This window comes from uncultured Alistipes sp. (assembly GCF_902388705.1).
Lineage (GTDB): Bacteria > Bacteroidota > Bacteroidia > Bacteroidales > Rikenellaceae > Alistipes.
In genome coordinates this window covers 26257-48934 of record NZ_CABMQJ010000015.1, presented here as the reverse complement: position 1 = coordinate 48934, position 22678 = coordinate 26257, and the positions used below count along the sequence as shown (strand labels likewise).

21 protein-coding genes and 1 riboswitch are annotated in these 22678 nt (G+C 57.7%); of the genes, 12 read left to right on the top strand and 9 right to left on the bottom strand.

Annotation, left to right across the window (positions count from 1 at the left end; genetic code table 11):
• Positions 1-229, bottom strand: a 229-nt coding sequence (locus QZT71_RS06165; protein ID WP_295913933.1) for a hypothetical protein, incomplete at its 3' end; no start/stop codon positions are given.
• Positions 230-259: 30 nt separating this feature from the next.
• Here QZT71_RS06165 and QZT71_RS06160 point away from each other — a divergent pair.
• The 4 genes from QZT71_RS06160 to rpe all read left to right on the top strand — a co-directional run bounded on the left by QZT71_RS06160 (position 260) and on the right by rpe (position 4554).
• The gene (locus QZT71_RS06160; protein WP_295913930.1) at positions 260-1843 is read left to right on the top strand and encodes a DUF4836 family protein; all 1584 of its coding nucleotides are present in this window, start codon (positions 260-262) and stop codon (positions 1841-1843) included.
• Positions 1844-1912: 69 nt separating this feature from the next.
• Positions 1913-2560, top strand: a complete 648-nt coding sequence (locus QZT71_RS06155) for an ATP-binding cassette domain-containing protein (RefSeq protein WP_295913927.1) — start codon at positions 1913-1915, stop codon at positions 2558-2560.
• Positions 2557-3753: an ABC transporter permease gene (locus tag QZT71_RS06150; protein ID WP_295913925.1), complete on the top strand. Its 1197-nt coding sequence runs from the start codon at positions 2557-2559 to the stop codon at positions 3751-3753. The genes QZT71_RS06155 and QZT71_RS06150 overlap by 4 nt, the downstream gene beginning before the upstream one ends.
• A 150-nt stretch (positions 3754-3903) precedes the next feature.
• Complete coding sequence (gene rpe / locus QZT71_RS06145; RefSeq protein ID WP_295913922.1) at positions 3904-4554, top strand: ribulose-phosphate 3-epimerase; 651 nt, start codon at positions 3904-3906, stop codon at positions 4552-4554.
• Between the two features lie 54 nt (positions 4555-4608).
• Here the strand turns inward: rpe and QZT71_RS06140 are convergent, their stop codons facing one another.
• The gene (locus QZT71_RS06140) at positions 4609-5169 is read right to left on the bottom strand and encodes an HD family hydrolase (protein WP_295913920.1); all 561 of its coding nucleotides are present in this window, start codon (positions 5167-5169) and stop codon (positions 4609-4611) included.
• A 77-nt stretch (positions 5170-5246) separates the two neighbouring features.
• Here QZT71_RS06140 and abc-f point away from each other — a divergent pair, with 77 nt between their 5' ends.
• The 4 genes from abc-f (at position 5247) to QZT71_RS06120 (ending at position 10444) form a co-directional block, all read left to right on the top strand.
• Positions 5247-7193, top strand: coding sequence for a ribosomal protection-like ABC-F family protein (abc-f, locus tag QZT71_RS06135; RefSeq protein WP_295913917.1), 1947 nt, complete (start codon positions 5247-5249; stop codon positions 7191-7193).
• Positions 7194-7400: 207 nt separating this feature from the next.
• Positions 7401-8129, top strand: coding sequence for a 23S rRNA (guanosine(2251)-2'-O)-methyltransferase RlmB (gene rlmB / locus QZT71_RS06130; RefSeq protein ID WP_295913915.1), 729 nt, complete (start codon positions 7401-7403; stop codon positions 8127-8129).
• A gap of 10 nt (positions 8130-8139) precedes the next feature.
• Complete coding sequence (locus QZT71_RS06125) at positions 8140-9861, top strand: DUF4153 domain-containing protein (RefSeq protein ID WP_295913912.1); 1722 nt, start codon at positions 8140-8142, stop codon at positions 9859-9861.
• Positions 9862-9865: 4 nt separating this feature from the next.
• Positions 9866-10444, top strand: a complete 579-nt coding sequence (locus tag QZT71_RS06120) for a YgjP-like metallopeptidase domain-containing protein (RefSeq protein ID WP_295913909.1) — start codon at positions 9866-9868, stop codon at positions 10442-10444.
• An 82-nt stretch (positions 10445-10526) separates the two neighbouring features.
• Here the strand turns inward: QZT71_RS06120 and glpT are convergent, their stop codons facing one another.
• Together glpT and QZT71_RS06110 are read right to left on the bottom strand one after the other, a co-directional pair.
• The gene (gene glpT / locus QZT71_RS06115) at positions 10527-11867 is read right to left on the bottom strand and encodes a glycerol-3-phosphate transporter (protein ID WP_295913906.1); all 1341 of its coding nucleotides are present in this window, start codon (positions 11865-11867) and stop codon (positions 10527-10529) included.
• 11 nt (positions 11868-11878) lie between these two features.
• Positions 11879-13450, bottom strand: coding sequence for a glycerol-3-phosphate dehydrogenase/oxidase (locus QZT71_RS06110; RefSeq protein WP_295913904.1), 1572 nt, complete (start codon positions 13448-13450; stop codon positions 11879-11881).
• A 193-nt stretch (positions 13451-13643) separates the two neighbouring features.
• Between QZT71_RS06110 and QZT71_RS06105 the strand changes: the two genes are divergently transcribed.
• Positions 13644-14438 carry a DeoR/GlpR family DNA-binding transcription regulator gene (locus tag QZT71_RS06105; RefSeq protein WP_295913903.1) on the top strand — a complete coding sequence of 265 codons (795 nt, stop codon included), beginning with the start codon at positions 13644-13646 and terminating at the stop codon, positions 14436-14438.
• A 74-nt stretch (positions 14439-14512) separates the two neighbouring features.
• Here QZT71_RS06105 and QZT71_RS06100 read toward each other — a convergent pair whose 3' ends face one another.
• Positions 14513-15283 carry a glycerophosphodiester phosphodiesterase family protein gene (locus QZT71_RS06100; protein ID WP_295913901.1) on the bottom strand — a complete coding sequence of 257 codons (771 nt, stop codon included), beginning with the start codon at positions 15281-15283 and terminating at the stop codon, positions 14513-14515.
• A 261-nt stretch (positions 15284-15544) separates the two neighbouring features.
• Between QZT71_RS06100 and galK the strand changes: the two genes are divergently transcribed.
• A complete protein-coding gene (gene galK, locus QZT71_RS06095; protein ID WP_295913899.1) occupies positions 15545-16675 on the top strand; it encodes a galactokinase in 1131 nt (376 codons plus the stop codon).
• Between the two features lie 112 nt (positions 16676-16787).
• On the opposite strand, the gene QZT71_RS06090 is transcribed toward galK, so the two are convergent.
• From QZT71_RS06090 to fabD, 3 genes are all read right to left on the bottom strand, one after another.
• Entirely contained in the window at positions 16788-17309 is a 522-nt protein-coding gene (locus QZT71_RS06090) for a GNAT family protein (RefSeq protein ID WP_295913897.1), read from the bottom strand.
• Entirely contained in the window at positions 17309-18538 is a 1230-nt protein-coding gene (locus QZT71_RS06085) for an ROK family transcriptional regulator (protein ID WP_295913894.1), read from the bottom strand. The genes QZT71_RS06090 and QZT71_RS06085 overlap by 1 nt, the downstream gene beginning before the upstream one ends.
• Before the next feature lie 164 nt (positions 18539-18702).
• Positions 18703-19584: an ACP S-malonyltransferase gene (gene fabD, locus QZT71_RS06080; protein ID WP_295913892.1), complete on the bottom strand. Its 882-nt coding sequence runs from the start codon at positions 19582-19584 to the stop codon at positions 18703-18705.
• A 49-nt stretch (positions 19585-19633) separates the two neighbouring features.
• A riboswitch (cobalamin riboswitch) is annotated at positions 19634-19831 on the top strand.
• A gap of 187 nt (positions 19832-20018) precedes the next feature.
• Here fabD and QZT71_RS06075 point away from each other — a divergent pair.
• Complete coding sequence (locus QZT71_RS06075; protein ID WP_295913889.1) at positions 20019-20798, top strand: DUF4465 domain-containing protein; 780 nt, start codon at positions 20019-20021, stop codon at positions 20796-20798.
• 4 nt (positions 20799-20802) lie between these two features.
• Entirely contained in the window at positions 20803-21621 is an 819-nt protein-coding gene (locus QZT71_RS06070) for a DUF4465 domain-containing protein (protein ID WP_295913886.1), read from the top strand.
• Between the two features lie 251 nt (positions 21622-21872).
• Here the strand turns inward: QZT71_RS06070 and nagB are convergent, their stop codons facing one another.
• Positions 21873-22664: a glucosamine-6-phosphate deaminase gene (nagB, locus tag QZT71_RS06065; protein WP_295913883.1), complete on the bottom strand. Its 792-nt coding sequence runs from the start codon at positions 22662-22664 to the stop codon at positions 21873-21875.
• Between the last annotated feature and the right edge of the window lie 14 nt (positions 22665-22678).

Below are 22678 nucleotides of genomic sequence, written 5' to 3'. Positions count from 1 at the left end.
ACAGCAGCAGGACGACGGCGAGGAGGGCCGCCAGGCAGCATACGGCTACCGATATGAAAAGGGTGGACGGGGTCATGTTCTGGTTCAGTGTCTGTTTCCATGCAAAAATAGCAATTAATTCCCGGAAAACCATTCCGCCTGCGGGACGTGTGAGATAATTTGGCGCGGGATGCGATTTTAATGGCTGTAAAATGAACGATGTTGGGCAATTTTTTATAGCTTTGTTCAATCCGGAACGGATATTCTTAAATCTTACAATATGAATAAATCGTTACATTCCTGGAAACTGGCCTGCCTTGCAGCCGTGTCCATACTGATCGTTTCGTGCGGTAGCGCCGCAGATTACCGCGACCTGCTGCCTGCGGATTCATTCGTTACGATGTCTATCAACCCGTCGTCGCTTATGCAGAAGGGCGGTATCGGCGATCCCGAGCAGAATCCGCTCTATGTCCGGATAAAGTCGGAAATCGAGAACGGCCGGAACTTCTCCGACGAAGAGAAGCAGTACCTGCTTTCCCTGCTGAAAAACCCGTGTGAGTCGGGTATCGACCTGAAAAGCGACCTGTTCTATTTTATTTCGGGGAGCAGCCTGAATCCCGAGGCGATGTATGTCAAGGGCGGCGTCCTGCTGCCGATAGGCGACAAGGCCAAATTCGACGCCCTGATTGCGCGCATCAACGAAAAAAGCGGTGCCCGGGCTGAAACCGCGAACGGCGTTTCTGTCATCAGGATTGGCGAACAGGGCGCGGTGAATGGCGTATGCGCCTATTCGGATGCGGCCTGCATGCTCTATTTCGCTCAAGGCCCGGGCGACGATGCGGTTGCGCGGGTAAAAGAGCTTTTCGCGCAGAAGCGCAGCGAAAGCCTGATGGGAAACAAGGTCGTTGCGGAACAGTTTGCCGCGAAGAACGACATCAACATGGTGCTGTCGTATGCCGGTTTGTCGTCGCTGGCCAATAACCCCATGTTAAGCTCGATGCCGATGATGAGCGCCATGATGGACGCTACCGTGACCGGTTCGGTCAATTTCGAAAAGGGCCGTATCGTAGCCGATGCCGCGGTGTCGTACAAGGATAAGGAGAGCGAGGAGAAAGTAAAGGAGTTTTACGCCTATGTGAAGCCCCAGGACGGAGATTTGCTCCGTTACCTGCCCGCCGCTACGATCGGTGCGGTGGCATACGGACTGGACGGCGAGAAGCTGTTTACGGTGCTCTCGTCGCTGCCCGGTTACGGCATGATGCTGGCGAACCCGCTCGTCAAGCAGGTGATGGATGCTTTCGACGGCGACATGGTGATTGCATTCTCGGGGATGCTTCCCGGTAGCAATAATTCCGTGCCCGTAGCCTCGCTGCTGGCACAGGTCGACGACCCGTCCGTCGTGCAGACCGTCATCGCCAACATGCCCGGCATGCCGGTGCAGCAGACCGGCGACGGGCAGTACTCGCTTACCATGAGCGGCGTTACCGTGCTTTTCGGCGTGAAAGACGGCGTGCTTTACTGTACGACCGATGCGCTCGTGAAGTCGGCGCTCGACGGGGAGCAGATTGCCTCGCTGGTGTCGCGGGAGAAGATTTTCAAGGGCCAGTCGGGTTCTTTCTACCTGGACATCGCGGGCCTGAACGAACAGCTCCGGCAGATACTGGCCGACAAGAGCGGCACTTCGACGGAGGTGCAGGTGCTCTTCGCCCTGCTCGGCATGTTCGACAACCTCGAGTCCTACGGAACGATGAAAGGCGGAACGATGGTCTTCAATATGGCGGACAAGGAGCAGAACTCGTTCAAAACCATTTGCGACACGACCGGCGAGTTGATTCGTCAGTATGTGCCCGGGGCGAATCTGTAACAATCCGGGGTAATATTGGGAAGCGGCCGTCCGGATGCGAACGGCCGCTTGCCTTGAAATACGAAATAGATGGAGTCGATTACTTTGCAACAGGTGCTGCCTGCCGTTTTTGCAGGGGGAGCACCCCCGCGGGAGTCCGGAATCTGGTCGGGCGGGGTGACGTTCCGCAAGGGGCAGTATTACCTGCTCGAGGCCGCCTCGGGAACAGGGAAGACCTCGCTGTGCCATTTCCTGTACGGTATCCGGGACGACTATACCGGGCGTATTCTGTTCGACGATACGGACTGCCGTACGCTCTCCGCGGCGGCATGGAGCGCCCTGCGCCGCGAATCGTTGAGCATGCTTTTTCAGGATCTACGCCTTTTCGGGGAGTTGACCGTCGCGGAAAATATCGACCTGAAAAACGACCTCGCGCATTTCAAAACCCCGGAGCAAATCGGCCGCCTGCTCGATGCGGCCGGAATCGCGCAGAAGCGCGACACGCCCGTGGGGAAACTCTCGTTCGGCCAGCAGCAGCGCGTGGCCTTTATCCGCTGCTTGTGCCAGCCGTTCGATTTCATCCTGCTCGACGAGCCGGTCAGCCATCTCGACGCTGCCAACGGGGAGTTGCTCTCGCACCTGCTGCTGGAAGAGGCGCAGGCGCAGGGGGCGGGTATCGTCGTTACTTCGGTAGGCAGCCGGCTCCGGCTGCCGTACCATAAAACATATACGTTATGACGCTGCTCTGGAAACTGCTGCGCTGCCATTTGAGCATCGCCCAGACGGTCGGTTTCGCGCTGGCCGGACTGGTGGGCATGACCATCGTGCTGGCGGCATTGCAGGCCTACCGCGATGTCCTGCCGGTTTTTAATGCCCCCGATTCGTTCATGCAGGGCGATTACCTGGTGCTTTCGAAACGGGTCGGCGCGCTCCAGACGCTGGGGCTCGGCAGCAGCGATTTTACGTCCGCGGAGCTGGACGAACTGAAAGCGCAGCCGTTCGTCCGGGATGCCGGAGCCTTTACCCCGGCGGATTACCGGGTGAAGGGAACTGTCGGTGCGGGCGGCGTGGAATTTTCCACCTACCTTTTTTTCGAGGCGGTGCCCGACCGGTTCCTCGACGTGGGCACGGAGCAGTGGAAGTACGAGCCCGGCGACCGGGAGATTCCGATAATTATTCCGCGCAACTACCTGAACCTCTATAATTACGGCTTTGCCCGGTCGCAGGGCCTTCCGCAAATTTCGGAGGGGATTTTCCGGCGGGTTTCGCTCGGCATCGATATTGCGGGCAACGGGCGGACGGAGCGCTTCCGGGGCCGGATTGTCGGGTTGTCGAACCGGCTGAATACGATTCTCGTCCCGGAGTCGTTCATCCGCTGGTCGAACGGGCAGTTCGGGCAGGGGAGTGAAAAACAGCCCTCCCGGGTTATCGTCGAAACGGATCGTGCCGCCGGCGCGGCGGTTTCGGATTATCTCGCCCGGAAAGGCTATGAGGCCGAAGGGGATCGCCGCGACGACGCGAAGGCAGCGCGCCTGCTGCGGCTGGCGGCTGGCGGTGTGGGCGGCGGGGGGCTCGTGTTCAGCGCCATGTCGTTCTATATCCTGATGTTGAGCGTCTTCCTGCTGCTGCAAAAGAACAGCGGCAAGATGGAGAACCTGCTTTTGCTGGGATATGCCCCGGCCCGTGTGGCGCTGCCGTACCAACTGCTGACGCTCGGCCTGAACCTGTGTGTGCTGCTGGCCGCCCTGCCGCTGCTGTGGCTGGTGCGCGGATGGTACCTGCCCGAACTGGCGGTGTTGCAGGAGGGGTATTCTCCGGCGGGTGTCGGCGTGACGGTGCTGTGCGGCGCGGCCCTCGCGGCGCTGCTTTCGCTGTTCAACGCCATAGCAATCCGCCGGAAGATCGACAGCCTGAACCGGAAAAAGTCCTGACGGCATTCCGTCCGGCCCGGTTTCGCGGCGGCGGATGCCTTTCGTGCCGGGCCGGTGTGATTTACGGTGCAGAATCCCGGCCCCGGAGTGCGTAAGTCAGCCGGAAATACCTATCTTTGTAAAAAGAAAGTTTTATTTGTTTACATTATTATGGACAGAATTGTAGCGCCCTCGATGCTTTCGGCCGATTTCGGCCATCTGGAACGCGATACGCTGATGATCGACCGCAGTGCGGCCGAGTGGGTGCATATCGATGTGATGGACGGAGTTTTCGTTCCTAATATTTCGTTCGGGTTTCCCGTGCTGAAGGCCATTCGCAAGGTGACGCGGAAGTGCCTCGATGTGCATCTGATGATTGTCGAGCCGGAGCGTTACGTCGCGCGTTTCGCCGAGGCGGGCGCCGACATCGTGACGTTCCATTATGAAGCGACCTACGATCCCCGGGGGTGTATCGATTTGATTCGCAAGGCCGGGGCGAAAGCCGGGGTGTCGATTAAGCCCGCCACTTCGGTCGAGGTGCTGCGCGACATCCTGCCGCTGGTCGATATGGTGCTGGTGATGAGTGTCGAGCCGGGATTCGGCGGGCAGTCGTTCATTCCCGCGTCGCTCGAAAAAATCGCGCAGCTGCGCGCATTGTCCCGGGAGCTGGGAACGCAGACGATTATCGAAGTCGACGGAGGCATTTCGTCGCACAACGCCCGTGAAGTTTACGGGGCGGGCGCCGACGTGCTGGTAGCCGGCAATGCCGTATTCGGCGCCGAGGATCCGCAGGCCGAAATCGAGCGTATGCTCGGCCTCTGACGGGACAACGCAGCCGGCGACGGTACGGGTTTTCCGGCGGAACCGGCTTTGTGCTCAACGTTCGGCGTGCTGCCGGGTCGCCTCGTCCAACAGGCGGCGCAGGCGGCGCAGTAATTCGTCGTCCCGGAAATATTCGGCACCGTAGGTCAGGTTGAACCCGTAGTCGAAATCCGCGGGATTCGCTCCCTGGTTGTGCTGGATGATGGTTTCGGCTTTGTCGAGGGCTTTCACCCACCGCGCTTCGGGCGTCGCGCAGGCTTCGTATTCCTCCCAGATTTTACGGAGTTTCCTGCCGCTTTCCTCCGGAAGCAATTGCGTCAGCCGTTCTATGGCAGCCCGCTCCGATGCCGCTTTGGCTCCGGGTGCGGCCTGTGCGACGGCCGGAATATCCCCGTCGTATGCTTCGCCCAGGTCGTGGACGAGGCACATCAGCAAAACCCGCTGCATGTCCAGTTGCGGTTTCTCGTCCGTCAGGACGGCGGCCAGCAGGGCCAGCCGCCAGGTGTGCTCGGCCGTGCTTTCGTGCCTCCCTGCCGAGGTGTGCGCCGTGCGCAGGACGTCCTTCAGCCGCTCGGCTTCCCGGATGAACTGCAGGTATCTTTCCAACTTTTCCATAACCTCATTCGTTTCGCATCGCAAAGATACGATATGTCGGATTAAATCACTAACTTTGCGGTGATTTTGAATGTACCATGATTTCACTCGACAACCTTACTGTAAGTTACGGGGGCTGGACCCTTTTCGACAATATCTCTTTCCTGATTAACCCGAAAGACCGTATCGGCCTGGTCGGTAAAAACGGCGCGGGCAAGACCACGCTGCTGCGCATTATCACCGGCGAGCAGCAGCCCACTTCGGGCGCCGTTACCATGAACGGCGAATGTACGATAGGCTACCTGCCGCAGACGATGCGCGTGGCCGATACCACGACGCTGGTCGAGGAAACGGCCAAGGCGTTCGCGGAGGTGCTGCGCCTCGAGGCCGAAATCGAACGGCTGACGCGCGAAATTGCCGAGCGAACCGACTATGAAAGCGCCGGTTACGAGCAGTTGCTGCACCGCCTGAACGACGCGCAGGATCATTTCCACATCCTCGGCGGCGAAACCCGCGACGCCGACATCGAGAAGACGCTGCTGGGACTGGGCTTCAAGCGCTCGGATTTCGGACGCGCCACGAGCGAGTTCTCGGGCGGCTGGCGCATGCGTATCGAACTGGCGAAACTGCTGTTGCGCCGCCCTTCGATTTTCCTGCTGGACGAGCCGACGAACCACCTCGACATCGAGTCAATTCAGTGGCTCGAGGATTACCTGAAAAGTTACAACGGGGCCGTGCTGCTGATTTCGCACGACCGTGCGTTCCTGGACAACGTCACCAACCGCACCATCGAACTTTCGCTGGGCAAAGCGTACGATTACAAGGTTTCCTATTCGAAATACGTCGTGCTGCGGGCCGAGCGCCGGGCACAGCAGATGGCCGCCTACGAGAACCAGCAGCGGCTAATCGAGAAGACCGAGGAGTTCATCGAGAAATTCCGCTATAAGCCCACGAAGTCGAACCAGGTGCAGTCGCGCATCAAGCAGCTCGACCGGCTCGACCGCATCGAAATCGAGGAGGAAGACCTCGCGACGCTCAACATCAAATTCCCGCCTGCGCCCCGCTCGGGGCAGATTGTGGCCGAAATCAACGAAGCGGGGATGTCGTTCGGTGCGAAGCATGTTTTCAGCGGCGCGAACTTCATTATCGAGAAGGGCGACAAAATCGCGCTCGTCGGCCGCAACGGCGAGGGCAAGACCACGCTGGCACGGATGCTCGTCGGGCAACTGGCGCCGACCGAAGGGGCGGTTCGCCTCGGGGCCAATGTCAACATCGGCTATTATGCCCAGAACCAGGATGATTTGATGGACGGCGAATTCACCGTCTACGATACGCTCGACCGCGTGGCGGTGGGGGATATCCGCACACGCCTGCGCGACATCCTCGGCGCGTTTCTGTTCCGCGGCGAAGACATCGACAAGAAAGTCAAGGTGCTTTCGGGCGGTGAACGTGCGCGCCTGGCGATGGCCCGCATGATGCTCGAGCCGCGCAACCTGCTGGTGCTGGACGAGCCGACGAACCATATGGACATGCGGTCGAAAGACATCCTCAAAAACGCCATCATGAAGTACGACGGCACGGTGGTGGTCGTGTCGCACGACCGTGAGTTCCTCGACGGCATGGTGCAGAAAATCTACGAATTCCGCAACGGCGGGGTGCGGGAGTACCTCGGCGGGATCTACTATTTCCTCGAAAAACGCAAACTGGAGTCGCTGCAGGAAATCGAGCGCAGGGACGCTCCCGTGAAATCCGAAGTTTCGGCGGCTCCGAAACCCGATGCCGCCGTGTCGGGCAAACTCTCCTACGAGCAGCGCAAGGAGCAGGAAAAACTGCTGCGCAAGCTTCGCAGGGCGGTCGAAACGATTGAGGCCGAGTTGGCCGGCATCGAGAAGCAGATTGCGGCGTACGATGCGAAATTCGCCGCCGCTGCCGAATACGACGAAACCGATTTCAAGGCTTACAACGAACTGAAAGCCCGTTACGACCACCAGATGCACGAGTGGGAGAAAGCCTCGTACGAACTGGAAATCGTCGAGAGCGAATAATTCATCGGAATCGGCTAATTTCGGATACGCATGAAAAACGGCTCTTCCGGTTTTAGTGCGGGCTGCGGCAGCCGGGCGAGCGGGAATCGCGTCTGGCCCGGGGGCGGGATTGACGCGAGATACTAAAGGTAAAACGGCAGCTGCGTAAACCGCGGCCGCAACCTGTGGCGCCTGCGGGCGTTCAGGGAACAGAAAAACCATACCGTTATGGACAATATCATTTTCGGGATACGTCCCGTGGCCGAAGCCGTCGAGGCCGGGCGGCAAATCGAGAAACTCTACATCCGCAAAGGTGCCGAGGGGCAGTTGATGACGGAGCTGAAAGACCTTTGCTTCCGCCATAAGGTGCGGATGCAGGAGGTGCCCGTCGAAAAGCTCAACCGCCTGACGCGGGGCAATCACCAGGGCGTCGTGGCGCAGATTTCGGCCATCGAGTACGTCGAACTGGCCGACATTCTGGAGCGGGTTCCCGAAGACGAGACGCCCCTCGTGGTGATTTTCGACGGGGTGACCGACGTGCGTAACTTCGGCGCCATCGCCCGTTCGGCCGAGTGCGCCGGGGCGCACGGGCTCATAACGCCGCTGAAGAACTCGGCCCCGGTGAATGCCGAGGCGATCCGCTCGTCGGCCGGGGCGCTGACGACGATTCCCGTCTGCCGCGTGGGGTCGGTGCGCAATACGCTCAAACTGCTGCAGACCGAAGGGTTTCAGATTGTCGCCGCGACCGAGAAGAGCCGCAAACTGCTCTATGATGCGGACTTCCGCAAACCCACGGCGCTCGTGATGGGGGCCGAGGATACGGGTATCTCGAAAGAGGTGCTCAAACTCTGCGACGAGCAGCTGGCTATCCCCCTGATCGGCCATATCGAGTCGCTGAACGTTTCGGCCGCAGCGGCCGTCATGCTTTTCGAAGTGGTGCGCCAACGTATCGGATAACAATAAAATGATGAAAGCGAAACTGGAACGCTGTCTGCTCTGGCTCCGGGAGGGGTTCACGCAGATGCTGCGCCTGCATCCCGTGGAGGCGGCGCTGATCGTTGTCGGCAGCATCGGCTGCCTGCTGGCTTATGAATTGGACTGGGACGATGCCTTTCCGAAACTGGCCGTCGTGCCGCTCGCTTTCGCTGCGGCGCTGGTGGTCAACAACCTCGCGGGCCGCGGGCCCTGGAGGCGGGTGTACTGGGTCTGCTGGGCGCCGTTCGTGCCGCTGGTATTCTGGAGCGGGCTCGAAGATTGGCTGTCCACCGGGCCGTCGCTGATTACCTACGGCATACTGGTGCCGCTGGCGCTGCTGCTGTGCCGCCGTGCGGTGGAAAACGTGCGATTCGTCGGCGACGTGATGATTTGGCTGCGTTCGGGTATCCTCGCCGCGTTTTTCGCCAACGTGGCGCTCGGGTTGTTCTGCGCGATTCTCTATTCCACGACGTATATTTTCGGGCTCGACGGCGTATGGATTGAGCACGTATCGGTCTATGCGGTGATTTTCTTCGAAACGTTCGCCGCCCCGGTGCTGTTCCTGATGATGTACGACCGCTGGAGCGGCGGCGAGTGCACGGGCAGCCGCATCCTCGAAGTGCTGCTGAACTATATCGTAGCGCCTGCGCTGCTGATTTATACGGCCATTCTCTATCTTTACATGGCCAAAATCCTCGTTACCTGGTCGCTGCCCGAGGGCGGCGTGGCCTATCTGGTATTCGGGTTCACGCTCTTCGCCCTCGCCGTGCAGGCATTGCAGCCGCTGCTGCAGAAACGGATGTACGACTGGTTTTTTGACCGTTTCAGCCTGATTTCGCTGCCTACGCAGGTGTTGTTCTGGATCGGCGTCCTGCGCCGTACGGGCGAATACGGGCTTACCGAGCCGCGCGTGTACCTGCTCGTGAGCGGCGGGCTGATGACCCTGTGCGTCGTGTTGTTCCTTGCGCGCCGCACGGGACGTTATTTCTATGTCGGCGTGGCGGGATTCCTCTGTTTCGCGGCGTTGGCGTATATCCCGGCACTCTGCCCGGAGCGCGTTGCGGTCGACTCGCAGGTGCGGCGTGCCGTGCGCGTGGCAAAGCAACTGGAAATGCTCGATGCGGACGGCAGGCTCAAACTGGACTCTTTCGTGGCCGATTCGCTGCTGGCGGCCGATTACCGCCGGATGTACGAGGCCCTCGATTACGTCGCCGATCACGATACGACGGCATTTGCGCGTTTCGGTGTGAAGATGAAAGATGTTCGCGGGGCCGTTCCGCAGGTATGCCGCGATTATGTCGTTTACGGCCTGAATTATGTGTGCGATACGGATTCAGGCGGCTGGATTTCGGTTTACAATGACCGGAGCCGCTGTGTCGAAATTCCGTCCGGATACAGGAGGCTGTATATGAATGTAACGCGTTACGGGGACGACGGGGTGACTTACCGGTTCCGCGACGATAGCCTGCGAATCGATTTCCGCGGGGAGCGGCCTGCGTTCGTGATTTCGGGGCAGGAGTTGCTGCAGCGGCAGTTGCTGCGTGTCGGACAAGGTGCATTCCCGGCGACCTCCGTGCTGGAGGCTGCTTCCGATAAGCTGCTGACCTATTCCGACGACGATTTGACAATCCTCTTTTCCAACATGAGCATGCAGCGGCGCGATTCCACGCTTTGGCTCGACGACGTGACGCTCGATGCTGTCATGTCCCGTTGATGCGATGCTTACCACCGTCGAACATCCCCGGCTGGGTGAGGTAACCCTTTCCCAATCGCGCCGCGCACGCCGGATCTCTATCAGCGTGCGCGGTGCGGGCGATGTGCGGCTGTCGTTTCCCTGCGGCATTTCCGCCCGGCGGGCCATGCAATTCCTCGAACAGAAAATCGGATGGATAGAGGCCGCGCGCGAACGTTTGGCGCAGCGGCGTGCCGCGCTGCCTTCGCAGCTGCCTCCGGCCGAGGCGAAAGCCCGTATCGAGGAGCTGCGCCGTGCCGCGCGTGCCGATTTGCCGGGACGTATCGAGCGCCTGTCCCGGCTGACGGGGCTGAAATACAACAAACTGACCATCCGGGCTTCCCGCACCAAGTGGGGGAGCTGCACCGCAGAGAACAACATCTCGTTGAGCCTCTTCCTGATGACGCTTCCCGAGCACCTGCGCGATTTCGTCATTGTCCACGAACTCTGCCATACGGTGCACCACGACCATTCCCCGCGCTTCCATGCGCTTGTCGACCGGCTGGTCGGGGGCAATGAAAAAGCCCTTAACGGGGAGTTAAAGGCTTTTTCGATTCGGGGCTGACGCCCCTTCCCAAACAAAACAATTTTCAGCGTTTTTTCACGATGCCGCGCCGCCGTCCGGCGTTGCACCACCGCATCTGGAACTATTTCCGCTGTTTAACCAGATATTGTTCTTCCTTGTAGGTGAAGCTGATGAAGAGGAACGCCATGGCACATGCCCCGAGGAGCATGATGAATCCCCAGTCCCAGCCCAGGTGCTGTACGATGGCACCCATGGCGATGTTGGCGAGGATGGCCGTTCCGAAGAAGTAGCCGAAGAATCCCGTAAGGCCCGCAGCCGTTCCCGCCGCCTTTTTCGGGGCGAGGTCGAGGGCTTGCACGCCGATCAGCATCACGGGGCCGTAAATCAGGAATCCGATGGCGATTAGCGAGATGTTGTCCAGCAGGACGCTGTCCATATTCTTCCAGTAAATCGTTACGAACACGGCGACCAGAGCCATGTAAATCATGGTCGTGATTGCACGGCGGCCCTTGAAAACCTTATCGGAAAGCCATCCGCAGATGATTGTGCCGGGAATGGCCGCCCACTCGTATGCGGAATAGGCCCAGCCCACGTCCTTGATGTCGTAGCCCTTGATGTCTTTCAGGTAGGTCGGTGCCCAGTCCAGCACACCGTAGCGTACGAGGTATACGAATGCGTTGGCAAAGGCGATATACCACAGAATCTTGTTGTTGAGTACGTATTTGAAGAAAATCTCCTTGGTCGTGAGTTCCTGCTCCGACTTCTCGCTGTAATTTTTCGGGTAGTCGTTGCGGTACTTCTCGATCGGCGGCAGGCCGGTCGACTGGGGCGTGTCGCGAATCAGCAGGAATGCCACCAGTGCGACAACGATTGCCACGACAGCCGGGAACCAGAACGTACCGATTTGCCACGAGCCGAACCACAGCAGTCCGTAGGCGGCCATCGGGCCGATCATACCGCCGCCCACGTTGTGGGCCACGTTCCAAATGGACATTTTCGTGCCGCGCTCGTTCTGCGAGAACCAGTGCGTCATCACGCGTCCGCACGGAGGCCAGCCCATACCCTGGAACCAGCCGATCAGGAACTGCGTGACGAACATCATGATAATCGACGAGATACCTGCCGAAGTTCCGAGGAACATCGTCACCAGCGCCGACAGCACGAGGCCCAGCGGCAGGAATACGCGGGCGTTGCTGCGGTCGGATACGCCGCCCATCAGGAACTTCGAAAGTCCGTAGGCGATGGCGTTGGCCGACAGTGCGATACCCAGGTCGCCCTTGTCGAAACCCATCTCTACCAGATGGGGCATGGCGAGCGTGAAGTTCTTGCGTACGAGGTAGTATCCGGCGTATCCGATGAAGATGCCGATGAATACCTGCAGCCGCAGCCGCTTGTACTCTTTGTCCACTTTTTCCGCAGGAACGGGCGGTTTGTGTTTAGGGGGTTGCAGGATGCTCCACATGGTTCAACGAATTATTCTTGCTCAAAGATATACGTTTTCGCCAAATCCGTGAAATCCCTGACCTGTGCATCGATCCATGCCTGGTCGCGCCCCAACTCCTTCGCCATGAGCGCCGCCACTTTCGGGGCTGCCGCCATGGCCTCGCGGGCGTCGACGAAGAGCAGACGCACGCGGCGCGAAAGTACGTCCTCGACCGTCATGGCCATCTCCTCGCGTACGGCCCAGAGTACTTCGGCGTAGGTGTAGCCGTATTTGGGCGAGAGTTTTTCACCCAGTTCGGGCTGCTGCTTGATGAGGTCGAGAATCTTCGGTTCGTCGGAACCGTAGACATACATGTGGTCGGCCAGGTTGGGGTTCTTGCGGTAGCCGTGGATGCGCAGTTTCTTGGTCACGCATTTGCGCGCGGGTAGTTTCGATACCTCGATTGCCTTGTCCACCGTGTCCTCGGCCATCAGGCGGTACGACGTCCATTTGCCGCCCGTGATGGTCACCAGTCCGTTGTCGGAAACGATGATTTTGTGGCTGCGCGAAATCTCCTTGGTGTTTTTGCCCTCTTTCTTGGGCGCCGCCAGCGGGCGCTGTCCGGCAAATACGGAAAGGATGTCCTTATAGGTCGGCGCCGGATTCATGTAGAGTCCGGCCGTGCCGAGGATGAAGTCGATCTCTTCCTTGAGCGGACGCGGGTCTTCCTCGGCCGTGGGGCGCACGATGTCCGTGGTGCCGACGACGACCTTGTCGTGCCAGGGCACGGCGAACAGCACGCGGCCGTCCGAAGTCTTGGGAACCATGATGGCGTAGTCGCTCTGCAGGAATTTCATGTCGAGTACGAGGTGCACGCCCTGGCTCGGGGTCACCATCTTGCGGTGGGCGGGGCTGTCCATGTGCATGATGTCGTCCACGAAGCAGCCTGCGGCGTTGACGACGCTGCGCGCCCGGAGCGTATGCTCTTCGCCGGTGAGGTTGTCGACGAACTTCACGCCCGCCGCGTGGCCGGCCTGGTCATGTACGATGCCCGTGACGGTCGCCTGGTTGACCACCGTACCGCCGTTCTCGACGCAGGTTTGTGCGAGGTTCACGGCCATGCGCGAGTCGTCGAACTGGCCGTCGTGGTATACGACGCCTCCTTTCAGTCCCTTTTCGACCGAAGTGGGAATGTATTTCATTACCTTTTTTGCCGAAATGAATTTCGAGCGGCCGTAACCGAAACCGAACGAAAGCATATCGTAGAAAGTCAGTCCACAGAAATAAAGGAAATTGTCCCAGTAACTGTAGTTCGAGATGACGAACGCCTGGTCTTTTACCAGGTGCGGGGCATTGGCTTTCATGCGGCCGCGTTCGCGCAGGGCTTCGAGCACCAGCATGACGTCGCCTTTCTGCAGGTAACGGACGCCTCCGTGTACCAGCTTCGTGCTGCGGCTCGAGGTGCATTTCGCGAAGTCGGTCTTTTCGAGCAGGGCCACGCTGAAACCGCGTGTCGCCGCATCGACCGCTACGCCGAGTCCCGTTGCGCCGCCGCCAACGACGACGATATCCCAAACTTTGTCTTTTTCGGATAGTTTTTTGATCTGTGCAAGTCTTTCCATAATTAATTGATTTCGTTTCGCAACAAAATTACGGATGATTTTTTGTATTTCAAAATAAAATATGTTTTATTTCATATTATTTCGTTTCGAATCATAGCGGAATGCCGGGAAAAATATTTCTTCGGCGGGTTTCGGTCGTATTTCGGATTATTTTTTATATCTTGCATAATAAAACTAAAATTAGTCTAAAGCCATGAATAAATCCGGCGAAGAGAACATTTTAAGCCTTCCGGAACGCCATAACCGGATTCTCTCCCTGCTCCAGCAAAACGGCTCCATATCCGTGGTGCAGCTGGCCGAACTGTTCAAAGTTTCGGAGGTTACCATTCGCAAAGACCTCTCTTATCTCGAACAACAGAAAAAACTGTACCGAACTCACGGAAGCGCCATACTAATCAGTCCGTACATCAGCGACCGCCATGTCAACGAGAAGGAAAAAAAGAATGTGGCCGAGAAACGGGCCATCGGCGCCAAGGCGGCGAGCCTGATTGCGCAGGACGACTCGATTATCATCGCTTCGGGTACCACGATGGCTTTCCTTGCACGTGAAATAAAACCTATCGGCCATCTGACCGTAATTACGGCAGCGGTTCCCGTGACTTCGATTCTGTCGCAGGATGCCAATATCGACGTGTTGCAGCTCGGGGGTATTACCCGCAGCAGTTCGGTGTCGGTCGTGGGGCCTTTCGCCGAGCAGATGCTGCGCCACTTCAATTGCAGTAAGCTGTTCGTGGGCGTGGACGGTATCGATCTCGAATTCGGGCTTACGACGACCAATATGCTCGAAGCGACGCTGAACGCGGCGATGATGGAGGCTTCTCAGAAGGTAATCGTGCTGGCGGACAGTTCGAAATTCGGCCGCCGCGGTTTCAGCAAGATATGCGACCTGGAGGCCGTAGACCGGATTATCACCGACAGCGGTATCCAGCCGTTGTATCTCGACCGGCTCCGCGAGCGCGGAATCGAGGTGATTGTCGTCGACGCCTGACTCTCCGATAATAATAAAAATGTGCGGGCTGTGATTTCACAGCCCGCACATTTTGTTTTTATTTGCCGTCGTCCCTATTTCTTCAGCAGGGCCTGCAGGCGTTCGGGATAGTCGGTCGTGATGTAATCCACGCCCTGTTCGATGAAATAGCGCATGTCCTCTTCGGTATCCACCGTCCAGACGTTGACTTCGAGGCCCAGCTCCTGCGCTTGCTTCACCCATTCGGGGTGTTTGCGGAGCACCTTCATCGAGTAGTCGATGCCTGTAAGGCCGAGTTTCTTGATGCTTTTGGGGGCGAGGTCGCCGTTGAGGTAGAAGATGCGGCCGTCGGGCAGTTGCTTGCGGAATGCCAGGCAGGCGTTTATCGAAAAGGCGATGATGTCCGTACGGTCCAGCAGGTTGTACTTGCGCAGCGCCTTGACGATTTTCTCGGCGGCGAGGTCTTCGCGCTTGAGATCCGAAAGCGATTTCATCTCCAGCACCAGCCGGGTGTCGGGTTTGCCGGCCACCAGGCGCAGGTAGGCATCGAGCGTGGGGATATTCTCGCCGTTGGGGAGTACGATTGAGGTAATCTCTTTCAGCGTCGATTTCTCCATATCGATGTCGGTGCCTTTGTAAATACGGTCGTGGTTGACGATGAGTTTGTCGTCGGCCGTCAGCCATACGTCCATTTCCGAGCCGAATGCCCCGATTGAGTCGGCTTTGGTGAACGAGGCCAGGGAGTTCTGCGCCGAATTGGGGGCCGTCCAGTAGCCGCGGTGCGAAATAACTTTGGGCTGTGCGGCGACCGCTGCGTTTCCTGCCAGGAGCATGGCGGCGGCAGCGAGGATAAGTTTTTTTGTCATATCGTTTGAAATGTTGGTTGAGTGCTTATAAATCGAAACTTCAACAAAGTTAGTAAACATTTCCGGAATAACAACTTCTGTCGGGTGTAAAACGTGTTTTTTCATCGTGATGTCATTTTGCGGAGTGTGCCGTGTGGTTTTGAAACGAAACACGATGCAAGGAATGTGCAGAATTTTGCGACGAAATTTGCTGTATTTTCAGGATTTTTTCCTATCTTCGTATGATACGCTAACCGTCATCAACTTAAAACCAGATAAACCATGAAAGAAAAAGTCAGCGAGAAGTTCCTGGAGCTTTATGGCCCGGAGGCGATCCTGTTCGCTTCGCCGGGCCGCATCAACCTGATCGGTGAACACACCGACTACAACGGAGGATTCGTATTCCCGGGTGCCGTGGACAAGGGCATCGTCGCAGCGATTAAACTCAACGGTACTGACAAGGTGCGCGCCTATGCGCTCGATTTGGGCGAGAGTTCGGAGTTCGGGCTCGACGAGCAGGACAAACCCGCCGAGTCGTGGGCATGCTATATCTTCGGCGTCTGCCGCGAGATTCAGAAGCGCGGCGGCAAAATCGGCGGCTTCGATACGGTATTCGCGGGCGACGTACCCCTGGGGGCCGGCATGTCCTCGTCGGCGGCGCTCGAATCGACCTATGCCTTTGCATTGAACGAGCTGTATGACTGCGGCATCGATAAATTCGAACTGGCAAAAATCGGACAGTCGACCGAACATAACTATTGCGGCGTCAACTGCGGCATCATGGATCAGTTCGCCTCGGTGTTCGGCAAGAAGGGCAACCTGATTCGCCTGGATTGCCGTTCGCTGGAGTATGCCTATTTCCCGTTCGATCCCAAAGGCTATAAACTCGTCCTGCTCGACTCGCGGGTGAAGCACGAGTTGGTGGGATCGCCCTACAACGACCGCCGCGCTTCGTGCGAGCGTGTCGCCAAGATGCTCGGGCAGGAGTTCCTGCGCGGAGCCACGATGGAGCAGTTGGACGCTGTGAAGGATAAGATTTCCGAGGAGGACTACAAGCGCGCCCGCTATGTCATCGGCGAGGAGAAGCGCGTGCTCGACGTATGCGAAGCGCTCGAAAAGGGCGACTACGAAACCGTGGGCAAGCGTATGTACGAAACTCACTGGGGAATGTCGAAGGACTACGAAGTGTCGTGCGAGGAGCTGGATTTCCTGGCGGAGGTTGCCGAGCAGTGCGGCGTGACGGGTTCGCGCATCATGGGCGGCGGCTTCGGCGGCTGCACGATCAACCTGGTGAAGGACGAGCTTTACGACAAGTTCATCGCCACGGCCAAGGAGAGGTTCAACGCCAAGTACGGCCACGAACCCAAGGTGTACGACGTGGTGATTTCCGACGGCTCGCGCCGCCTCGAGTAAGGTACGGCAGATTTTTATGCAAAAGCCCCATCCTGCAAAGGTGGGGCTTTTGTAATTTTTTACGAATGCGGGCGGTGACGGGTAATATTTTCCGGATATGCGGCACCGTTTCCTATTCCAGTATTTTCTGCATGAGTATTTCGTCCCGGTAGCCGTCGGGCTGCCATTGCCACTCCCGTTTGATGCCGATTTCGCTGAATCCCGCTTTGCGGAAAAGGGCGATGCTGGCGGCGTTGCCGGCGCCCACGTTGCACCATAACTGGTGCAGCCCCAGCACGTCGTGTGCATAGCGGCAGGCGGTTTGAACGGCATCCGAGGCGTAGCCTTTGCCCCGCTGCCCGGCGTCGTGGATCAGGATGCCGAGCCCGGCCCGGCGGTTGAGCGGATCCAGCTCGAAAAGGTCGAGTGCCCCGACGGCGTCGCCTTCGGGGATTTCGATGACGAGCCGCTGCTGGCGGGCCTGGAAAATGTCGAATCGCTGTTCTTCGATGAACCGTTCGAGCGTATGGCGGGAAAAGGGCGCCAGCGTGCCGCTGACGCTCCAAATTTGCGTGTCGTTTTCCCAGGCGTACATCCGGTCGATGTCGCCCGGTTCGAGGGCGCGCAGCCGCATCGTCCGGCCCTGCAGATTCATCAGATACCGATGATATTGTTGCGGATAAGCATCGCCACGCCCCATGCGTTGGCGTTCTCGGTCATTTTCGATACGCGGAACTTGGTGTCCTTGTAGACGAGGTTGAGCGAGTATTTGTTGGTCGCCGATTTCAGGGGCAGCATGATGTAGTCCCCTGCGGCTGCCATATTGCCGCCGACGATGACCGTTTCGGGGTTGAACGTATTGATGAGGAACGCCACGGCCTTGCCGACTTTCTCGCCCGCCTCCTCGATCAGTTCGATGGAGAGGTTGTCGTCGTTCTTCGCCGCCGCGATGATGTCGTCGATGTGTATGGTCTTCTGCTGGTCGTATTTCTCCTTGAGGATTGTGTTTACGCCCTGTTCGATCAGGCGGCACATCTTGTCCTCGATGGCGATGCCCGACACCTCGGTTTCGAGGCAGCCTTTCTTGCCGCACGAGCAGATGATTTCGTTGTCGAAGAACGGGATGTGCCCGAATTCCCCCGCGAAACCGCTCTTGCCGTAGTAGAGCTGCCCGTCCACGACGATGCCGATGGCTACGCCGCGGCCCATGTGCAGATAGAGGACGTTGCTCTCGTCTTTCGATTTGCCGCACGTGTATTCCGCATAGCAGCGGGCGCGGGTGTCGTTTTCGAGCAGTACGCGCAGCCCTACGCGCTCCTCGAGGATGTCGCGCAGCGACTGTTCGCTGGTGGTGAAATATTTGTAGCTGCGGCCCGTGTCGGGATTGACGCGTCCGGTCATGCAGACGCCCAGCCCGAGAATCTTGCCGCGGTCGATGCCGCATGTGGCGATAAAGTTCTCGATGTTGGAACAGATGCGCTCGATGCACTGCGGCCTGTCCTGCAGTTCGAACGTGTAGTCGTACTCCTCCTTGATGATGTTGTTCTGCAGGTCGGTAATCAGGAACGTCATGTTGTCGCGTCCGACGTTCACGCCCGCGAAATAGATGGCCGAATTGGCGAGGCCGAAGATGTTGGGACGTCGTCCGCCCGGGGTTTCCACCTTGCCCAAATCCGTAACGATATTCTCATCGACGAGCTCCTGTACGAGTTTGGTGATGGTCGGAACGCTGATGTGCAGTTCCTTGGTCAGCTCCGACAGCGTGCATTCGCCGTTCACCGCCATGTGGGCGATGATGTTGCGTTTGATGATGCTGTTCTTGTGCGAAATACCCTTGAGGGTGTCGTCCTCGTGCTTGTTGAAAAATTCGGTGAGTGATGTCATCCGTTCTGTCCCATTTTAACTAAACCTCTGCAAATATAATAAGTATATTTAAAAAACACAACATGTTTTTAATAAAATTTAATAAATTTTGTTTCAAAATATATAAAAGCAAAAGGAACGATCTGTAAATCAGACCGTTCCTTTTAGCTTTGCGCCTGTTCAGACTATAGCGTCGATTTCGATTCGACGACTGCTGCTGCGTCGACTTTTTTGATAAGACCCTGCAGCACAGTGCCGGGGCCGAGTTCCGTGAACTCCGTCACGCCGTCGGCAATCATGTTCTTGACGATGTACGTCCAGCGTACCGGAGCCGTCAGCTGTGCAATCAGGTTGGCCTTGATTTGTGCGGGATCGGTGTAGGGCTTGGCGTCGACGTTCTGGTAGATCGGGCATACCGGCGTTTGGAACGGAGCTTCGGCGATTGCTTTCTCCAACTCCTGCTTGGCGGGCTCCATCAGCGGCGAGTGGAATGCGCCGCCTACCGGCAGACGCAGGGCGCGGCGTGCGCCTGCCTCCTTGGCTTTCTCGCAGGCTGCCTCAACAGCCTCCACGGCGCCCGAAATCACGAGCTGCCCCGGGCAGTTGTAATTGGCGGCTACGACCACGCCGTCGACCGAAGCGCAAATATCTTCGACGACCTTGTCCTCCAAACCGAGGATGGCGGCCATCGTGCCGGGCTGTGCCTCGCAGGCGGCCTGCATGGCCATGGCACGTTTCGAAACGAGCTTAAGACCGTCCTCGAACGAGAGTGCCCCTGCGACTACCAGCGCCGAGAACTCGCCCAGCGAGTGTCCGGCTGCGGCGTCGGGCTTCACGCCGAGCGCTTTGGCCATGATTACCGAGTGGAGGAATACGGCAGGCTGTGTTACCTTGGTCTGCTTGAGTTCGTCGTCCGTGCCGGCGAACATGATGTCCGTGATGCGGAATCCGAGGATTTCGTTGGCTTTCTCGAAAAGTTCTTTTGCCTCGGGAACGTTGTCGTAGAGGTCTTTGCCCATACCGACAGCCTGTGCGCCCTGTCCCGGAAATACGTATGCGTGTTTCATAATTATTGCAGAATTTTTGTTTGCGTCGGCAAAGATACGAATTTATTTTTTAACTTTGCACCGCAATGGTTCACAAAGGGGCTGGCAAGGCCCGGCGTGATTAAATGGGAATGCCGTGAAATTCGGCAGCAGTTCCCGCTGCTGTAAGTTCCGTCTGTTGCCGCACACTCTTTAGCCACTGGCTCCGGCCGGGAAGGCGTTGCGGCTGGAACGAGCCAGAAGACCTGCCTTGCGTCTCCCGGTGGGAGAATCCTTATTTTCGGGCTGGCTCTGCGGAGAACGGAGCGCTTCGGACGGAGGCACGGTAGTGCCGGACGTTTGTTGTGAGGACAGGCATATTTTATATGTGCAGTCCGGTTGCGTAAAATGGTGGATTCGATTCCGGGAGTTCGGAACCGGATTTTTTATTTTATGCACATAAAAACAAACGAAAGATGAAAAAACTTCTCCTTTTAGCCTTTGCGGCTTCGGCTTTAGCCGCCTGCTCGGATGACGAGTACAATTATTTTGAACTCCCGGCCTCTTATACCGTTGCTTTCGAAGAGGCGCGTCTTGGCGACGACGGCTATATCTGGGGTAAATCGCAGGCTGTGACGCTTGGCGAAGACGATAAGGAAGCCGCTTTTTTCGGTGATGGTTCGAAATATTTCTTCGCTCCGATTTATACCGAGGGAGACGCTGCGTTCCAATCGCTGTATACCGATTATCTCGGCCTTTACGAGATGGCCTACGATTCGTGGAACGGTTTCGTGATTTCGAACCATACGGATATGAGTACGGCCGGTTTTGCCAATGACAAAAGCGTTTACGCACAGGGCGGTGCCAACGGCTCGGCACAGTTCGCTGTCCTTTATTACGGCAAGTGGACCGGAGGGGAATACGGAGTCCCTGCGATTCATTTTGTCGGTGGGGTGAAACCCCAGCGTGTGGCGGTAGCCAATACGACTTACCTCTACCTCTATTTCAAAAACGAAACGAATCCGGCGGAGCCCGTCGATGTAAAAGGTGTTATTACCGGCTATAACAGCGGGATTGAAACCGGCAAGGTTGAGGTGACGCTGGTCGACGGCACTGCGGGTACGGTTAAAACCGGATGGGAAACGATAGACCTGACAGCTCTCGGCACGGTGACTTCGATGACTTTCGTCGTTGAAACGGAAGATTCGATGTGCCCGCTCTATTTCGCAATTGATGATCTCGAATACAACAAGTGATCTTATGACAGGGAAATTTTTATTGATTGCGGCGGCTGCCCTTGCATTTGCCGCCTGCTCGGACGAGGACAGTCCGCGTGAGAAGCCGTTTGACGGCGAAGTAGTATCGTTCGAGGCCTCCGAGCACCTGCTCGATGCCATGACTGGCGACGACGTGAAACTCGGCCCCGTTACGATGTCCCTGATGGGAATGGGGGATTATACCTATACGAACGCTTTTTGTGCGAAGGAATACGCTGTGGATGCGGATTTTGACGGCATGCTTTTTTCGACGGCAGATCAGAATCTGGTTTTCAATGCCTATTATTCATCGCAGTACGACGGGTGGGGCGGCATCGGGCTTTCACGGATGTACGACCGGAATGCGGCCGCTCCCTCCAGTAAGCAGCAGTTCTCCGTGTGGGCCGACGGCGGAGCCAACGGTACGGAAACTTTTGCCGTATTTTACGACTCCAATTCGCCGACAGAAATGTATCCCGAGTATATGAGTGATTCGGGTTATCCGACGGTAGATTTGCTCGAACCGCGCATCGTCGCTCATCTTTATATCGCCAATTCGACCTGGGTGTATAATTATTTCACGGGAGCGGATACCGATAGCTTCCAGGTGAAAATCACCGGATCGCTCGGCGGTGTGGAAAAGGGCAGTATCACGGAAACGCTTGTTGCCGGAAAGTCGAAATTGAGCGGCTGGCGCAAGGTCGACCTGTCGTCGTTCGGTGCGGTGGACAAGCTGGTCTTCAAGGCGGTTTGCAACTACCTGGCGGATCCGACCTACTTCTGTATCGACGAAATCGGGTTGCTGAAGCCCGACGTCCAATAATTTAAGCCGGCCTGTTGAGAGATTAGTGCAGCTTAAACGAGTTCCCCGTACAGCCTGCCTGCCGTACGGGGAATTTTTTGTCGCTTCGCCGGCGTCTGGCTGCCAGTGTCCGGTTGTAGTGTCCGGTGTCCGGTTCGGGGCGGACGGTTGCCGGGGGCCGTCCGGCGGCAGGCCGGGGCCGCGGTTCGGAACCGAAAAAATCCCCGTAGGCATCGGCCTGCGGGGATTGGTTATTTGGAGCCTGTCCGGGTTCAGATCAGGTTCTCCTTCTCGATGTCCTTGAAGTAGCGGTACGTGCCGACTTTCAGTTCCACGGTTGCGGGTTCGTCGCACACGACGATTCCGTGCGGATGCACCTGCATGGCCGAAATCGTGCAGACGTGCGAGTAGGGCCCCTCGACACACTGCTGCAAGGCGCGGGCTTTTTTGTGGCCGAGCGCGAGGATCAGCACCTGCTTCGAGTCGAGCACCGTGGCGACGCCGACCGACATGGCTTGCTTGGGAACCTTGTTCACGTCGTTGTCGAAGAAGCGCGAGTTCACCACGAGCGTGTCGTAGGTCAGCGTCTTGACGCGCGTACGCGAGTTGAGCGACGAGAAAGGCTCGTTGAAAGCCAGGTGCCCGTCCTCGCCGACGCCGCCCAGAAAGAGGTCGATGCCGCCTGCACGGCGGATTTTCTCCTCGTACAACTCGCACTCTTTCTGCAGGTCGGGAGCGTTGCCGTCGAGGATGTTGACATTCGCCGGGTTGACGTCCACGTGTTTGAAGAAGTTGTTCCACATGAACGAATGGTAGCTTTCGGGATGCTCCTCGGGCAGCCCGACGTACTCGTCCATGTTGAACGTAATGACCTCCTTGAACGACACCTTGCCTGCCTTGTGCAGGGCGATCAGCTCCTTATAGGTCGTCAGCGGGGTCGAGCCCGTAGGCAGTCCCAGCACGAACGTGCCGCCGGCAGCCTGTTTTTTGTTAATCTGTTCCACGATGTAGTGCGCAGCCCAGCGGCCTGCGTTCTCCTGCGTGTCTTCGATAATCAGTCGCATAAGTTTGAATGGTT

Coding starts and splice junctions, on each gene's coding strand:
- QZT71_RS06120 (WP_295913909.1), top strand. CDS start 9,866: ATGCTTACCACCGTCGAACATCCCCGGCTGGGTGAGGTAACCCTTTCC.
- rpe (WP_295913922.1), top strand. CDS start 3,904: ATGGACAGAATTGTAGCGCCCTCGATGCTTTCGGCCGATTTCGGCCAT.
- QZT71_RS06085 (WP_295913894.1), bottom strand. CDS start 18,538: ATGACATCACTCACCGAATTTTTCAACAAGCACGAGGACGACACCCTC.
- QZT71_RS06140 (WP_295913920.1), bottom strand. CDS start 5,169: ATGGAAAAGTTGGAAAGATACCTGCAGTTCATCCGGGAAGCCGAGCGG.
- QZT71_RS06075 (WP_295913889.1), top strand. CDS start 20,019: ATGAAAAAACTTCTCCTTTTAGCCTTTGCGGCTTCGGCTTTAGCCGCC.
- fabD (WP_295913892.1), bottom strand. CDS start 19,584: ATGAAACACGCATACGTATTTCCGGGACAGGGCGCACAGGCTGTCGGT.
- QZT71_RS06125 (WP_295913912.1), top strand. CDS start 8,140: ATGAAAGCGAAACTGGAACGCTGTCTGCTCTGGCTCCGGGAGGGGTTC.
- QZT71_RS06100 (WP_295913901.1), bottom strand. CDS start 15,283: ATGACAAAAAAACTTATCCTCGCTGCCGCCGCCATGCTCCTGGCAGGA.
- abc-f (WP_295913917.1), top strand. CDS start 5,247: ATGATTTCACTCGACAACCTTACTGTAAGTTACGGGGGCTGGACCCTT.
- QZT71_RS06110 (WP_295913904.1), bottom strand. CDS start 13,450: ATGGAAAGACTTGCACAGATCAAAAAACTATCCGAAAAAGACAAAGTT.
- QZT71_RS06090 (WP_295913897.1), bottom strand. CDS start 17,309: ATGAATCTGCAGGGCCGGACGATGCGGCTGCGCGCCCTCGAACCGGGC.
- QZT71_RS06070 (WP_295913886.1), top strand. CDS start 20,803: ATGACAGGGAAATTTTTATTGATTGCGGCGGCTGCCCTTGCATTTGCC.
- QZT71_RS06105 (WP_295913903.1), top strand. CDS start 13,644: ATGAATAAATCCGGCGAAGAGAACATTTTAAGCCTTCCGGAACGCCAT.
- glpT (WP_295913906.1), bottom strand. CDS start 11,867: ATGTGGAGCATCCTGCAACCCCCTAAACACAAACCGCCCGTTCCTGCG.
- galK (WP_295913899.1), top strand. CDS start 15,545: ATGAAAGAAAAAGTCAGCGAGAAGTTCCTGGAGCTTTATGGCCCGGAG.
- QZT71_RS06155 (WP_295913927.1), top strand. CDS start 1,913: ATGGAGTCGATTACTTTGCAACAGGTGCTGCCTGCCGTTTTTGCAGGG.
- rlmB (WP_295913915.1), top strand. CDS start 7,401: ATGGACAATATCATTTTCGGGATACGTCCCGTGGCCGAAGCCGTCGAG.
- QZT71_RS06160 (WP_295913930.1), top strand. CDS start 260: ATGAATAAATCGTTACATTCCTGGAAACTGGCCTGCCTTGCAGCCGTG.
- QZT71_RS06150 (WP_295913925.1), top strand. CDS start 2,557: ATGACGCTGCTCTGGAAACTGCTGCGCTGCCATTTGAGCATCGCCCAG.
- nagB (WP_295913883.1), bottom strand. CDS start 22,664: ATGCGACTGATTATCGAAGACACGCAGGAGAACGCAGGCCGCTGGGCT.